Below are 15387 nucleotides of genomic sequence, written 5' to 3' on the forward strand. Positions count from 1 at the left end.
GTGAATTTTACGCGACAAATATAGCACAAATCATATGAAAGTTAAAGCAGATATAAACATTCCTCTTATTTCTTTAGATTATATTTACTTCTTATTTAGCTGTATTTTGTTAACTTTGCGGCCTCATACTGACTTAAATATGAAACAACAATATATAGTTCTCATCCTTTTTCTGCTGTCATTATTCGTCGCACACAGCGCATCCGCACAGATTAAAGGTGTCGTGACTGACTCCCTCACCAATGAACCATTAATGTACATCACCGTTCAATACGAGGGAAAAGGCGTGGGTGCCATCACCAATGCCGAAGGCGAATACACAGTGGAAACCCGTAAAGGCTGGAATGAATTATCATTCTCCGCCATCGGATACGTGACCAAGAAAGTTACCCTGAAGCCCACCACCAAAGTACTGAACGTGAAACTGGCACCTGCCGACGTCATGCTCTCCGAAGTTGTGGTGAAGCCCCAGAAAGAGAAATACTCCCGTAAGAACAATCCCGCCGTGGATTTTATGAGGAAAGTGATCGAGAACAAGAAAGAACTGAAACTGGAAGCCAACGACTTCTACCAGTATCAGAAATACGAAAAGATGAAGATGTCCATGAATGACGTCACCCCCGAAAAGATGGAAAAGGGCATCTACAAGAAATTCTCATTCTTTAAAGACCAGGTGGAAGTATCGCCCAAGACCAACAAGATGATCCTCCCCATCTCCATCAAGGAGACGTCTTCGAGAACCATCTACCGCAAAAGTCCCAAAAGCGAAAAGACCATCATCGAGGGTATGAACTCCAGCGGTATCGAGGAATTTTTCAATACGGGAGACATGTTGGGAACCATCCTGACCGATGTCTTCTCCGATGTCAATATCTACGACGATGACATCCGGCTCCTGCAACGCCGCTTCGTCAGCCCCATCGGTCGTGGGGCCATCAGTTTCTATAAATACTACCTCATGGACACCATCATGGTGGACCGTCAGGAGTGTGTGCACCTCACCTTCGTGCCGCAAAACTCACAGGATTTCGGTTTCACGGGACATCTCTATGTAGTGAAGGATTCTACTTATGCCGTCAAGAAGTGCACCATGAACCTGCCCAAAAAGACCGGTGTGAACTTTGTGGACAACCTCGACATAGTGCAGCAATTCGAGCAGATGCCGGACGGAAACTGGGTACTTACGGACGATGACATGACCGTAGAACTGCAATTCGTAAAAGGTATACAAGGACTTGAAGTGCAGCGTACTACCAAATACTCTAATTACAACTTTGAAGACATTGAACCTCGTCTCTTCCGCCTGAAAGGCAACGTCATCAAAGAAGCCAACATGCTCAACAAGAGTGATGAATATTGGGCGAGTGTGCGTCAGGTTCCCCTCACAAAGAAAGAGAGTAACATGGACGTCTTCATGAACCGTATTGAGCAAATTCCCGGATTCAAATATGTCATCTTCGGTGCGAAAGCCCTGATTGAGAACTTCGTGGAAACGGGCACCAAGAAACACCCCAGCAAGTTCGACTTCGGGCCTATCAATACCACCATCACAAGCAATTACGTGAATGGTACACGTTTCCGTCTCAGTGGTATGACCACCGGTAACCTCGATCCGCACTGGAGCTTCAGCGGATATGCGGCCTACGGTACGAAGGACAAGAAATGGTTCTATAAAGGTCAGGCAGCCTACTCGTTCAACAAGCGCGAATATGTATTGTGGGAATTCCCCAAGCACTACCTGGCTTTCGATTACAGTTACGACGTCATGTCCCCCATGGATAAATACCTCTCAACGGACAAGGATAATATGTTTGTGGGCTGGAAGTGGACCAAAGTAGACCAGATGTCGTACATGCGCGACGCTACCCTGACCTACGAACTGGAAACCAATACCGGTTTCTCCATCAAAGCCATGGCGCGCCACCGCAACGACCAGCCTGCCGGAGGTGTATTGCAATACTGGAAAAACGACGGTAACATCGCCGGAATATGGGATGATACGAATACCTTCATCAAGGACATCACCACCACCGAACTCGGTGTCACCCTGCGTTACGCACCGGGTGAGACGTATGTCAACACGAAGCAGCGCCGTGTGCCCGTATCGCTGGATGCTCCGATCTTCTCCCTCTCCCATACTCTCGGTCTGAAAGGCGTGTTAGGCGGTGAGTACAACTTCAACCTTACAGAAGCCAGTATCCGTAAACGTTTCTGGTTCGGTTCGTGGGGTAAACTGGATATTACCGCCCGTGCCGGCGCGCAGTGGAACACTGTACCGTTCCCCTTGCTAAACCTGCCCATGGCGAATCTGTCATACATCACCCAGCACAACGAGTCATTCAGCCTGATCAACAACATGGAGTTCCTGAACGACCGTTACGCCTCTCTCGCCCTGACCTACGACATGAACGGAAAGCTGTTCAACCGCATCCCGCTTATCAAGAAGCTGAAATGGCGCGAAACTTTCCGCATCCGTGGTATGTACGGCACCCTGACGGACAAAAACAATCCGTACAAGAGCCATAACAGCGAGTTGTTCCTTTTCCCCATGCGCGACGGTGTCCCCACCAGCCACGTAATGGGCAGCACTCCCTACTTGGAAGCCAGTGTAGGTATCTACAACATATTCAAGCTGTTGCATATCGAATATGTACGCCGCCTCACCTACACCGATATACCGGGAGTAAAGAAAGATGGCATACGCTTCATGATATTAATGATATTTTAGAAATTACGAATTGCGAATTACAAACGATTAATTTGTAATTCGCAATTCGTAATTTATAATTCGTAATTAAAATGACTCCATTAGCAGAAAGGCTTCGCCCTAAAACCTTAGACGAGTACATCGGTCAAAAACACTTAGTAGGACCGAGTGCGGTGCTGCGCAAGATGATTGACGCAGGACGTATTTCTTCGTTCATACTATGGGGTCCTCCGGGTGTAGGCAAAACCACTCTGGCACAGATTATCGCTAACAAACTGGAAACTCCGTTCTACACACTGAGCGCTGTGACCAGTGGAGTGAAAGATGTGCGCGAAGTGATAGACCGCGCGAAGAGCAACCGTTTCTTCTCGCAAGGCAGTCCCATCCTGTTCATTGATGAAATACACCGTTTCAGCAAGTCACAGCAAGACTCACTGCTCGGAGCTGTGGAACAAGGCACAGTGACGCTGATAGGCGCCACCACGGAGAATCCGTCTTTTGAGGTAATCCGTCCGCTGCTGTCACGCTGCCAACTCTATGTGCTGAAATCTTTGGAAAAAGATGATTTACTGGAACTGTTGCAACGTGCCATTACCACCGATCATATACTGAAAGAGCGTACCATCGAGCTGAAAGAAACCACCGCCATGCTTCGCTACAGTGGTGGAGACGCCCGCAAATTGCTCAACATTCTGGATCTCGTTGTTTCTTCCGAAGCCGGAGATCCCGTCGTCATTACCGATGAGATGGTGACAGAACGCCTGCAACAGAATCCGCTTGCCTACGACAAAGACGGAGAGATGCATTATGATATCATTTCCGCCTTCATCAAATCCATCCGTGGCAGTGATCCCGACGGTGCCATCTATTGGCTGGCCCGCATGGTGGAAGCCGGAGAAGATCCCGCATTCATCGCCCGCCGTCTTGTCATTTCCGCTTCGGAAGACGTGGGACTGGCAAACCCGAACGCCTTGCTGATTGCCAATGCGTGTTTCGACGCCGTAATGAAAGTGGGTTGGCCCGAAGGACGTATCCCTCTGGCTGAAGCCACCGTTTATCTTGCCACAAGCCCGAAGAGCAACTCCGCCTACATGGCCATCAACAATGCCCTGGAGCTTGTACGCCAGACCGGTAATCTGCCCGTACCCCTGCACCTGCGCAATGCACCTACCAAACTGATGAAACAGTTGGGTTATGGAGACAATTATAAGTATGCGCACGATTATCCCGGTCACTTCGTCAAGCAACAATTTCTGCCCGACGAGCTGAAAGACCGCCGTCTGTGGGAAGCACAGGACAATGTTGCCGAGCAGAAACATGCGGAACGGATGAAAGCGTTGTGGGGTGAGGATAAGTTCAGAAAATCGTAATCTCAAATCTTTTCCCTAAATTTGCGTACTCACTTTAAATATATACAAAATGAGAATTGTAGTATTAGACGGTTACACCACGAATCCCGGTGATCTGTGCTGGGATAAGCTGAAAGAGTTAGGCGAGTGCACGATCTATGATCGCACCGCTCCCGGCGAAGTTCTTGAACGTGCTGCCGGTGCAGAAGCCATCCTTACCAATAAGGTAGTGATCAACAGCGAGACAATGGCTGCCCTGCCCGATCTGAAATACATCGGCGTGATGGCTACAGGCTACAACGTGGTAGACATCAACGCCGCCCGCGAACGCGGCATCATCATCACCAATATCCCTGCATACAGTACCCCCTCTGTCGGACAAATGGTATTTGCCCATATCCTGAACATCACCCAGCAAGTACGCCATTATTCCGAAGAAGTCAGCAAGGGAAACTGGAGCAAGAATCCCGACTTCTGCTTCTACGACACTCCACTCATTGAGCTGCTCGGAAAAAAAATCGGTATCGTAGGACTGGGACAGACCGGCTACAACACCGCCCGTATAGCCATCGGCTTCGGTATGAAGGTATGGGCCTACACTTCCAAATCGCGCCTCCAACTTCCTCCCGAAATCCGTAAAGCGGAACTCGACCAATTGTTCCACGAATGTGACATCGTCAGCCTGCACTGCCCGCTGAACGACAGTACCCGTGAACTGGTCAACGCCAACCGCCTCTCCTTGATGAAACCCACCTCCATCCTCATCAATACCGGACGCGGTCCGCTCATCAACGAACAAGATCTTGCCAATGCCCTGAATGCCGGCATAATCTACGCCGCCGGACTGGATGTTCTTTCCGAAGAACCACCCCGTGCCGACAATCCGTTACTCACCGCCCGGAATTGCTTCATCACCCCTCACATCGCATGGGCCAACTTTGAAGCCCGCCAAAGGCTGGTACATATTCTTATCAGCAACTTAAAAGCATATATTGACGGAAAACCGGTAAATGTAATAAAATAAGCTACAAGCTACGAGTTACAAATGACTTCGGTATGATAGCGCAGCCCCTCGTAGCTTGTAACTCGTAGCTTGTAGCTTTATCACAACATGGGAAAATCAGAAATCAAAAGTTTATTCCGCAGCATTCCAGTCCTCCTGAGCATCGTATTGGCCCTTGTCACGATGATTGCTGCATTCTCCGGGAACTTCGACCCCGCCAATTCAAGGTACATGCCCGTACTAGGATTAGCATTGCCCGCACTATTGCTGTGCAATCTGTTAGTCGCCATCTGTTGGGCATTCGCCCGCAAGCGCTGGGCATTCGTTCCCCTTGTAGCATTAGTTTTTAACTACGGATATATCCTTGCCATCTTCCAATTCAGCTTCACCAAGAAGATTCCCGAAGGCCACTACAGCAGCAATTATGCCGACGGATACCTGAAAATAGCCACCTACAACGTTGGCAATTTCGGAGGAGAGATTACAGGCTACTCCTGCAAGGAAATCGCTCGCTACATGAAAGAACAGGAAGTCGACGTCCTCTGCTTCCAGGAATGTGGCGACAACAAATACTTCCCGATGGACAGCATCCGTAACGTATTTTCCCACTGGCGCTACGCCTTGATCCCTACCGAGGATTCTATCCGCGGAGTACTTCCTATCGCCGTGTTCAGCCGCTACCCGCTCGTCAATCCCCAGTTCATTTCCTACCAGCAAAGCGCCAACTGTAGCATGCAGTGCGACATTATCCTGGGACGCGACACCGTCCGTCTGCTCAACAACCACTTACAGACCACCAGCGTCAGCCAGAACCGCCGGAAATGGGAACGTGGACTTGCCAACAGTAACGACACCCGTCGTGAAGCAGAAGTCGTGCAAGGCGCCATCACTTCCCTGCACGATAACTTCGTGAAACGCGCCGAACAAACGGACAGCATCCGCCAACTGGTAGTTGCCAGCCCCTACCCCATACTGGCCTGCGGTGACTTCAACTCCCTGCCATCCTCCTACACCTACGCCGAACTGTCCGATGTCCTCAAAGACGGCTTCCGCACCAGCGGTCGCGGCTACATGTATACCTACCGCTACTTCAAACGCCTGTTGCGCATCGACTACATATTCCATTCGCCCGGCATCCAAGGATACCGTTACTACTCGCCCGATCTGGACCTGTGCAGCGACCATAATCCGGTGCTGATGGAAATGAAAATAAAGAAATGAGAAACAACCATCTAATGAAACTACCTATGAAAAAACCGCTACTTCTACTTCTTAATCTGATCCCTATATCACTGTTTGCCCAGCAACCTGTTATTTTCCCCGACGACTTCAAAACAAGTGCCCTGAACGGGAAAGAAGTGACCATTACAAACACCTTGACGCTGACAAACAACTACAGCTACACGTATGGCACACTGACCTTTTCCAACGGCCAGCTATGGACTCCTACCGAAAAATTCGAACCGGGTGTGGATATGTTCAATCAGAAGAACCTGGAGAACCAGAAAAACCAACTCACCGTAAAGCAAGGTTCCTTCCCCATCGTCGATGCAGACGGAACCTGCCGCATCGGGCAAACCATAGAAGGACTGACCGGAAAAGCCAGCTACAGCAACGGCACATACACCATCACCCTGACCCGGAAACCCGAATTCAAAGGTAACGAACGCCCCACCTCCTGCGACACCCCGGAAACGTACAACCTGAAAGTGGTCAGCTTCAACCTGGAACACTTCGGCAAAAACGTAAGCACCTATAGCATCAAGCTGCCCAAAGTAGCCCTCGCCCTGCAAGCACTGCAAGCCGACATCTACGCCTTTATGGAAGTAGAAGGAGCCGCCGGACTGGAAGAACTCTGCCAGCTCCTGAACCGGAACTGCAACACGCAGAAATACAAGACACGCTATTATAAAGACAACGTGCAGGACATGGCCTGTTTCATCTACAATAGCGATGCAGTTACCCTCGTGGGCGCCATCAGTCTGAACAAACTCGCCGACAATTACCTGCCGGAACGCAAAACCGCCCAAGGTTTCCAACTGAACAGCAATCAGGAGCGTTTCATCCTCTGCTGCAATCACTGGAAATCAAAATCAGGCAGCAATGTTCCGGAGCAATACAAAGATAAAGGTGACGGTCAAGGTGCTTATAATCCCCGCCGCGTGCAGGAAGCCGAAGCCACCCTGAAGTTCATCAAAGAAATCACGAAAACCTACAATGATCCAGACGTCCTGATAGTAGGCGACTTGAACGCCTATACCTGCGAAGACCCAATCCGTACCCTCGAAGACGGTGGCCTGGTCAATTTGCTCACCTCCTATGCCCCCAATCAGTACAGTTATGCTTACTTCAGCAATGGCAGTTACGCAGTAGGCTATCTGGATCACAGTCTGGGCACAAGTACTCTTGAAAAGCAAGTAACCGACGCCCGTCCCTTCCGCATCAACGCCGACGAACCACAGAAAATGGACGTCGACCAAAGCGGCGTACAGAAAGACAATATGTACCGCTGCTCCGACCACAACCCCATCGTCACCTTCCTGAATCTGGGGAACGGCAGCACAGGTATCGAAGCTCCGACAATTTCCCGCCCTTCTATCCGCCTAACAGGCGATCCGCGCAGCGGCTACCTCACTTTAGTAACTTCTGCCAACCTTACCCTTGCCCGTGTGGAGATTGTCAGCGTCAGCGGACAAGTCATCGCCTCATACAACGCTCCCAATACAGGAAGCACCGACAATCATTTCACCCTGCCCGTCCGGAATCTGGCGCACGGCTTCTATCTGGTACGCGCTTACAACCACCAAGGTGGCTGCACCACCTGCAAAGCAGTGCTCCCATAACGAAAGAACACAGGCTCATCGTCACATTAGAGGTCCTTTAACTCGTTATACTTTAAACAGTCACTTTTTTGTATTATCACTCAGAAATGAAGTAGTACTGTTCAGATATTTAGATAACACTTTGATTATCAATAGATAGTATTTACAATCTATTTACATGCCAATGTAAAAGCATTTACTCCAGTATGTAACGACCTTTACCTCCTATTGTAACGCTCTTTACCTCGGTATGTAACGACCTTTACCTCGGTATGTAAATGGAGTTACCATATGGGGTGAACCAAGTTACCATTTGGAGTAAACAGAATTTCCATGATAGGAAGCAACTATATACTTATAAATACGACCACTTTAAATTCATGATCGTTCCGGTACTTATATTCTTGAGAACTTCTACCCCCTATCCTATGATAGTAATGGCAAAGAAAGTAATTTCAAATGGAAACGGGAAAGTGGAGCCGATGGAACAAACAAAAGAGTACCCGTGTTTTGAGGCGAAGAAGGAACAGTGGCAACAAAGAAAAAGGGAATCTAAAAAAGAGGTTGTATCAAAACGTTTGACACAACCTCTTCTATTTTTATTATATCTTGTCTTTTACCAAACCCAGTCTTCGGCATTGTAAACAGCTTCAACTTTCTTCTCTATCTCATTGGGCAAGTTACAGAAAAAATCAATGCCTGTCTCATACTCCAAACTTTCAATGGAAATTGCATAAACCATAAACTCATTTTTTCCGGGATTATCTGGCAATAACTCTGAATGAGGAACAAAAAAAGCGATAGCATGATAAACGCCTGCCTTCTCACTCAACAAAGCCATGTAGTAATAACTGGGACAAATCAGACCACCAGGAGTCAGCCCCTCGGCATTTGTAGTGGGATAAAGTCCATCATTGGCTTTCTTCACACCAGTGAAGTTAGTGAGTAAACGGTCGGTAGTACCGCCTTTCACCACATAAAGCTTATCATACACGCCGTTGCCGGTAGAACGCCCCCAAGTCTGCACCTGCTTCTCCAGGGCTGCCCAATACTTCTGATTAAAACTTCCTATCTGTGGTGAAATGTTACTATAATAGAACGTCTGCTTATTAGCGCTCGTACTGTAAACACGGTCTTCGCTGGCACAGATGTGTCCTTTGTCATAGCCGTCACTCTTGTGCATGGATTCGGTCACCTCCACGCTGTTGTCTATATTAGGATCGTCTTGTTCCCACTCGTTGGTACGTTTAACATTGTCTTGCGAAGTAATGGGATCAAATTCGAATGCTACCCAAGCCGAATGCTTCTTAGAAGCAATATACTCTAAAGAGAAGTTAAGTACCTGCTTGGCACCCTCTTCATCGGATACACTAGCATAATATTCGATATACTGATTGGCAGTATTGAGAGCGGGAACTTCAAGATTGTCAGCCTTATTACCGTTAGCAACATTGGCATTGTTCACGTCCACATCATCAGCGGCCACATACTCTATGCCCACTTCGTTGCCGTTAATATAGGCCACGCGAAGCTTTCCCATTTGATAATGGTTGTAACGGTTGAAACGCACCCAATAGCAAGTGGCAGGTTTCACTTCGGCATTTTCGCTGAAAGCATTGGCAGCTGGAATGGTGGTAAGCCCTTCGAGCGATTCACCACTGACAGGAGCAAACGCATAGTTACGACCTGTAAAAGCCTTGGACTTAATATAGAAAGGAGTACCGATAGCCTCAGGTTTATAAACGTTGAAGCCATTACCAGCCGACTCGTAGCCTTTCATCACGTAAGTGTCAGAACCTTGCTCAGTAGGTATTATCTCAGGAATGAGCGAAGCGTCTGAAGAATCATCACAACCTGCCAACCAAAGACCAGCCAGCAAAAGAAATAGGTAAGATAGTTGTTTCATCTTTGTTTCTCTTTTTGATTTAATAGTATTAAGAAAGCAAATGTGGTAATGACCATCCAAGGTTCATTACCACATTGCCTATAGTATTCTCTCAGAAATTATTCCTTCACCACAAAATTACTCATATAGAACGTAGGAGCAAATCCAGGTTCGTTAGTACTTACATAGCGGAATGCCACATATACCTTCTTGCCCACATAGTCGGCCATAGAAGAATGCATTTCAATTTCTTTAGAGCTTGTAGGCCATTCGAAAGACAGCGGTTCACTCCATGTTGCAGCCTGCAATGCCGCAACAATTTCATCCATCTTTTCAGAATCAGCAGGAATATAATTATCGGACACGTGTACAGACACCGCATTCTCAATCTTACCTCCATACAGATAATCAGCTGAAGCCATGAACACCACCTGCGGAGCAATAGCCTCGGTCAGGTCTATCTCACCGGTAACAAGCCAAGCCTCCGTATCACGGTTACGTTGATAATATCCGCTTGCCTTAATGCGGGTATAACCTGCGCCATCACTCCATACATAATCCATATCATCAAGCTTCACATTCACCTTATGAGCACCGTTGTGAACTACGCCAGCAAAGTCATTGCTGTAATACTCCTTGGCTTCCGCCCAACTTCCAGAAGTCTTCAAGAACGCCATTTCAGCAGTTTCCGTTTCAGTGTTCTTCTTCACCCATGCAGTACCATCGAAACCATATTCATCAGCCATCACAGCATAATCCTTATTACCGAAATAAGCCACTGCTTTGGTATCACCACTTTGCGCATAGGGGAATGCATTCTTTAGATAAATAGGCAATACAGCATCGGCATTGCTCAAATAGTCCGAACCAGTAGCAACATAATCAGCAGGTTGCATTACGCTGATGCCAATACTTGCACTTTCTTCGTACACCGTCCAAGCCGAACCATCATACCGATAGAGAGCGGCAGCATTGGGCTTCACGTCCGAAGCACGGGTAACAGCACGAGAAATAGCCTTAGTAGTAGTGGCTTCGCTCACTTTGACCGCCATAGTATTAATATACTTACCACCACTTACGCCTAATGTATAACCTTCTACTGTCACTTGCTTACCGTTAAGTGATTCATCAACAACTCCATCAATAGGATATTGAATACTTCCCTGACACTTATCCGTACCTGAAATGATTACATTATAATAAGTACCTGAAACACTCAGTTTGCCAGTATATTCCACATAAGCAATAAAAGGCGCAGTAAGATACTCTTCCATTGCAGTAGCATCCAAACTTAAAGCGGTAGGAGCTTTAGCAGTACCATCTGCCAATTTTTCACATACCGGTGTTGTTCCAAATTGATTAAATCCAGCATAATTAGTAACAGCACCAGATACCTTTACAATATCCCCTGGCACGAAATCAAATCCGTTTTTGTCAAATACCAAAATTGTTCCAGAACCGTCACTCAACAAGAATCCACGCTGATACTTGGCTATAACTTGTCCTTTTACAGCATATTCGCCCGGTTTGGCAAGTGCAACCTCTCCTACCGGAGAGAAAGTGCTCGCTGCATCTACCGGTTCAACCGACGTTGCCATAACATTATAACGACTGGTCGCACCAATCAGATAGCCAATTACTTCCACCTGTTTTCCATGTAAACTCTTGTCAACCACACCATCAAACGGATATGAAATAGCCCCCTGTTTGGTAGCTCCAGCCACATTCAAGTTTATATAATTACCATCAATGATCAATTCGCCTACAATTTTCGCATAGTGAAATCCATCAACCTTTCCTACATAAGCATCCAATTGTGCTCCTGTATATTCTTTAGGTTCCGGATAGCTGAATGAATCAGCACGACCTGATCTTGTCACCACGGAAGTATTACCAAACTGCATCACATTAGCATATTTACTAGTAGTTCCTTCTACGGTCACGATATCGCCCACCGTGTAATTTGGCTTCACATTAAGATAAACCAATATTTGTCCACTGTCATCGCTCAACAAAAATCCGCGTGCATAGGTTGCTATTACAGTACCCTGTACCTTATAATCCCCTGCTTCAGCCAAAGCATCCGATATTTTATCAATTGTTTCAGGCAATTCTCCACCGCCTGTACTAGGTTCGGTTTCCGACCAAGCATAATTTACTTGACGTACATCACCCTCCTTGGGACTCTTGACACCTTCTTTCAGCAAAGCGGGAATTTTCTTCAGTGTAGAGGGAGTGAGGTATTTTACCACCATACTCTCGCCCCATACTGTGGCGTAATTAGCGGAAGTAAGGTCAAAATTCTCGGCCTCGTTTATCTTGGAGAGATATTCGGGCTGCTCTTTACCGACATTATAGCGCACCAAAACTTTGGAGTTATCAGATAGATAAGCATAAAGCGAATCTACAAATGCGGGCAGATAGTCCTCAGGAGCTACCATATCGGTAAACATCTTGGTCTTACCTAACTGATTCAATGCCGTAAGATAGGTTTGGTTCTCCGGATCCTTGGAGAGAGCCAACCCCTGGTTCTTTGGCATAGAGGCTATTTTGCCATAATAGGCATCCGTCAGCACGAGAGTATCCGTACGAACATCTGTGATGGTTGCTTTCTCATCAAATCCGGGAAAATTATCCTCGTTGTAGTCGCAGGCTCCGAGCGTAAACAGTGAAGCCAATGCGATTCCTAATAATATATGTTTCTTCATAAATATGTTCACTTAGAAATTAAACTTCAGTCTTACACTATAAGTACGTCCCCAACCATAAATCACGCGTGTGGCAGTTTCCCAATCGTGATTGCTTCCATCGCGGGCATCGGCTATATACTCCTGATTGAACAGGTTGTTTACATTGCCGCTCAATGTAGCACGTATCTTACCCAAATCAAAGGTATATCCCGCACTAACATCGAATGTACTCCACGAAGGAATCTCCCAAGGTTTCTCCACCACATAAGCATCTTTCTGGGTAGCCTGGCTCGCATCAATATCATAGTCAGCATAGTTACGCGCAAAGAAATTCCAGTCGGCATTGAGACGTAAACCTTTCATAGGACGGAATGTCAATCCTAAAGCGGCTGTGGTTTGAGCAGAACCGCCTACCTGCACATTGTCCATTTTGATAGTATACTTGTACTGATCCACATTGTTCATGTCTGTAGCAATCTCACCACGGCTGTTCGCCATTATCTGTCCTTCAGTATTCATCATGAAGCCCTTTGCCGTACCATTCCAGCGCCAGTCTCCCCAAGAGAACATACCGTTAACTTCCATCCAACGGAAAGGTTTAGCTATGAAGTCAAGCTCTATACCCATGTGGTTTGCCTGCGCACCGCTCATGTTCATTGTCCAACGCTGAGAAGCTCCATTCGCATCTTCATAAGATCCGGTATCATACAAAGCTTTGTCTTTCCACATGGTATAGTAAGCATTCACATTAGCTGTAAAATAATGACTACGATATCCATAACCTAATTCAAAAGAATAAACCTTCTCGTTCTTAGCGTCAGGATTGCGTTCGTGCGAACTCTGAGAATTGATAAAAGTATTATCAAAAATAGGAGCGCGACTGATGAATCCGGTATTGAAGAATACATTATTATATTCATCGAGATTATAGTTCAAACCCGCTTTCAGGTTTCCACCCAAATAATGTTTCTTCGAAGATACCTGCTTGTCGCCACTATAGTAGAAACGGTCTTTACGCCAATAGCTGGTATTAGTAAGACCACCCGATACAAAAGCACTCACTTTATCTTTATTATATTCCAACTGGGCAAAGCCACCTTCATACATCACAAAACCATCATAGTCACGGCGAATCACATCACCCACACCTAACTTTTGATTCACCCAAGCAGCATTTCCACCGTTTAGGCTATTCTCAGCCAATACAGTTTTACGGTTATAAGAATCCACATAATACTGTCCTCCGAAAAGGTCAGTAATCACATTCTTGTGCAATCCTTTATAGTAACGGAAGTCAATACCACCATAGAAATCAAAGTAATCACCAAGCTTGGTAGTATAAGTAGAAATCAAGCCTGTCCAGAAGTGGTCGTTCGAAGCTTTGTTCATAATCATCAACGAACCATTATAGTTGGGCATACCGCTTACGTTCACCGGATTAGTATAGTTATCAGCATTGAGTTTATCCACAGCATCGTAATCGAAAGTACCGTCAGGACAACGGAACTGAGTATTCACTGTACCATCATTACCCGTACCATACCAAGAGCTGCTGTAACCCGTCACACCTGTACCACTATAACCTGCACCCGTACCGATAGACATATAAGCAGCCGTACTGAGACTTGACTTATGGTCAATCTGCCACAAGTGGTTGAGCGACATCTGAGGCTTGTGATACTCGTTGCGTGAAGAATTCATCACTTGACCATTACGATAACCAAAAGTAGAGTTATAACGATAGGGGCTCTCTTCACCCATCCATTGTTTCACACGTTGATATTCCTTAATGTTCAACCCATTCGCCATATTACGCTGATTATGCCACTGAGGAGCGCCAAAAGCGGTGAATGAAAGCTGATGATTATCGTTGAAACGCTTTGCCACACTCATAAACCAAGTGTAGGCTTCAGATTCTGTACCTTGAATATAACCGTCGCGCGAATCCCTGGCACCTAATAAAGTAAAGGCCCAGCCATCTTTTGTAAGACCTGAAGATACGCTAAACATCACCTTATTATAACCGTCGTTACCCATGCCATAAGAAATAAATCCACCCATCTTGGCATCAGTGGTCTTGGTGATAATATTTTGCGAACCACCCACCGAAGGAGTAGAAACCTTGCTGGCGCCGAGTCCGCGCTGTATTTGAATACTGCTAGCCACGTCAATCAGACCACCCCAGTTACTCATATACACTTTTTGGTTCTCCATTCCGTTCATAGGCACACCATTAATCATCATAGCCACATACTCCGACTTAAAGCCACGAATCTTTACGTTAGAGTCACCATAACCACCACCTTCATTGGAGGCATAAACACCTGGCGTCGACTTCAAGAGCTGTGGTAATTCCTGAGAACCAATCTTATCTTCAATAGACACAGGATTAACAGTAGATACTGCCACCGGAGTCTTACGGGCTACTGCCACAGACGAAGTTATCACCACGTCCTTCAACACCACTGCATCCGGCTCCATTTGAATAGCACCCAAATCAACAGAAGCGCCCTTCTGTGTTATTTTCTTCTTGAGGTCTTTAAAACCTACATACTTGAACACCAATGTCCCACCTTGAGCAACATCTTGCTTAAAATAACCATCAATGTCAGTCACAGTTCCTTGTGAAGTGCCTTCTACCATAACAGCAGCGCCCACTAACGGTTCGCCTGTTTCCGAGTCAACAAGCTGCCCCCTCACTGTAGTCTGGGCAAATGCCGCAGCACTGCATACGGACAGCACAGCCACCAACAGGAAATGAATTAGATGTTTTTTCATACTTCTGTTTTTTGTTAATTAAATGTGTTAATTACGAATGTTAATTAAGTATTAAATACTGTTTTAAGACGCAAATATAATTAATAAGATTTAGATTTGTATTACATTTCTGCTACAAAATTTTAGGGTATATAGGAGTTATTGAAACTTTTT

At 46.3% G+C, this 15387-nt stretch carries 9 protein-coding genes; 6 read left to right on the top strand and 3 right to left on the bottom strand.

What is annotated here, in order from left to right:
- The first annotated feature begins 139 nt into the window (after positions 1-139).
- The 6 genes from VYM24_RS20695 (at position 140) to VYM24_RS20720 (ending at position 8525) form a co-directional block, all read left to right on the top strand.
- Positions 140-2728 (top strand): DUF5686 and carboxypeptidase-like regulatory domain-containing protein, encoded by a 2589-nt coding sequence (locus VYM24_RS20695; RefSeq protein ID WP_299088403.1) that lies wholly within the window; start codon positions 140-142, stop codon positions 2726-2728.
- Positions 2729-2799: 71 nt separating this feature from the next.
- Complete coding sequence (locus VYM24_RS20700) at positions 2800-4077, top strand: replication-associated recombination protein A (RefSeq protein WP_291549570.1); 1278 nt, start codon at positions 2800-2802, stop codon at positions 4075-4077.
- Positions 4078-4126: 49 nt separating this feature from the next.
- Positions 4127-5080, top strand: a complete 954-nt coding sequence (locus tag VYM24_RS20705) for a D-2-hydroxyacid dehydrogenase (protein ID WP_291549571.1) — start codon at positions 4127-4129, stop codon at positions 5078-5080.
- Positions 5081-5167: 87 nt separating this feature from the next.
- Positions 5168-6280 carry an endonuclease/exonuclease/phosphatase family protein gene (locus tag VYM24_RS20710; RefSeq protein WP_330940812.1) on the top strand — a complete coding sequence of 371 codons (1113 nt, stop codon included), beginning with the start codon at positions 5168-5170 and terminating at the stop codon, positions 6278-6280.
- A gap of 26 nt (positions 6281-6306) precedes the next feature.
- Positions 6307-7902, top strand: coding sequence for an endonuclease/exonuclease/phosphatase family protein (locus VYM24_RS20715; protein ID WP_330940813.1), 1596 nt, complete (start codon positions 6307-6309; stop codon positions 7900-7902).
- Positions 7903-8318: 416 nt separating this feature from the next.
- Complete coding sequence (locus VYM24_RS20720; RefSeq protein ID WP_299088392.1) at positions 8319-8525, top strand: hypothetical protein; 207 nt, start codon at positions 8319-8321, stop codon at positions 8523-8525.
- Here the strand turns inward: VYM24_RS20720 and VYM24_RS20725 are convergent.
- From VYM24_RS20725 to VYM24_RS20735, 3 genes are all read right to left on the bottom strand, one after another.
- Positions 8498-9787: a DNA/RNA non-specific endonuclease gene (locus VYM24_RS20725; RefSeq protein ID WP_330940814.1), complete on the bottom strand. Its 1290-nt coding sequence runs from the start codon at positions 9785-9787 to the stop codon at positions 8498-8500. The genes VYM24_RS20720 and VYM24_RS20725 overlap by 28 nt on opposite strands.
- 98 nt (positions 9788-9885) lie before the next feature.
- Positions 9886-12474, bottom strand: coding sequence for a hypothetical protein (locus VYM24_RS20730; RefSeq protein ID WP_299088388.1), 2589 nt, complete (start codon positions 12472-12474; stop codon positions 9886-9888).
- Between the two features lie 12 nt (positions 12475-12486).
- Complete coding sequence (locus VYM24_RS20735; protein WP_299088385.1) at positions 12487-15234, bottom strand: TonB-dependent receptor; 2748 nt, start codon at positions 15232-15234, stop codon at positions 12487-12489.
- Between the last annotated feature and the right edge of the window lie 153 nt (positions 15235-15387).

The organism is Bacteroides sp. MSB163, assembly GCF_036416795.1.
Classification (GTDB): Bacteria; Bacteroidota; Bacteroidia; order Bacteroidales; family Bacteroidaceae; genus Bacteroides; species Bacteroides maternus.

Excerpts from the sequence above, each read along its gene's own strand:
- VYM24_RS20725 (WP_330940814.1), bottom strand. The coding sequence starts at position 9,787 with ATGAAACAACTATCTTACCTATTTCTTTTGCTGGCTGGTCTTTGGTTG.
- VYM24_RS20730 (WP_299088388.1), bottom strand. The coding sequence starts at position 12,474 with ATGAAGAAACATATATTATTAGGAATCGCATTGGCTTCACTGTTTACG.
- VYM24_RS20720 (WP_299088392.1), top strand. The coding sequence starts at position 8,319 with ATGGCAAAGAAAGTAATTTCAAATGGAAACGGGAAAGTGGAGCCGATG.
- VYM24_RS20710 (WP_330940812.1), top strand. The coding sequence starts at position 5,168 with ATGGGAAAATCAGAAATCAAAAGTTTATTCCGCAGCATTCCAGTCCTC.
- VYM24_RS20695 (WP_299088403.1), top strand. The coding sequence starts at position 140 with ATGAAACAACAATATATAGTTCTCATCCTTTTTCTGCTGTCATTATTC.
- VYM24_RS20700 (WP_291549570.1), top strand. The coding sequence starts at position 2,800 with ATGACTCCATTAGCAGAAAGGCTTCGCCCTAAAACCTTAGACGAGTAC.
- VYM24_RS20705 (WP_291549571.1), top strand. The coding sequence starts at position 4,127 with ATGAGAATTGTAGTATTAGACGGTTACACCACGAATCCCGGTGATCTG.
- VYM24_RS20715 (WP_330940813.1), top strand. The coding sequence starts at position 6,307 with ATGAAAAAACCGCTACTTCTACTTCTTAATCTGATCCCTATATCACTG.
- VYM24_RS20735 (WP_299088385.1), bottom strand. The coding sequence starts at position 15,234 with ATGAAAAAACATCTAATTCATTTCCTGTTGGTGGCTGTGCTGTCCGTA.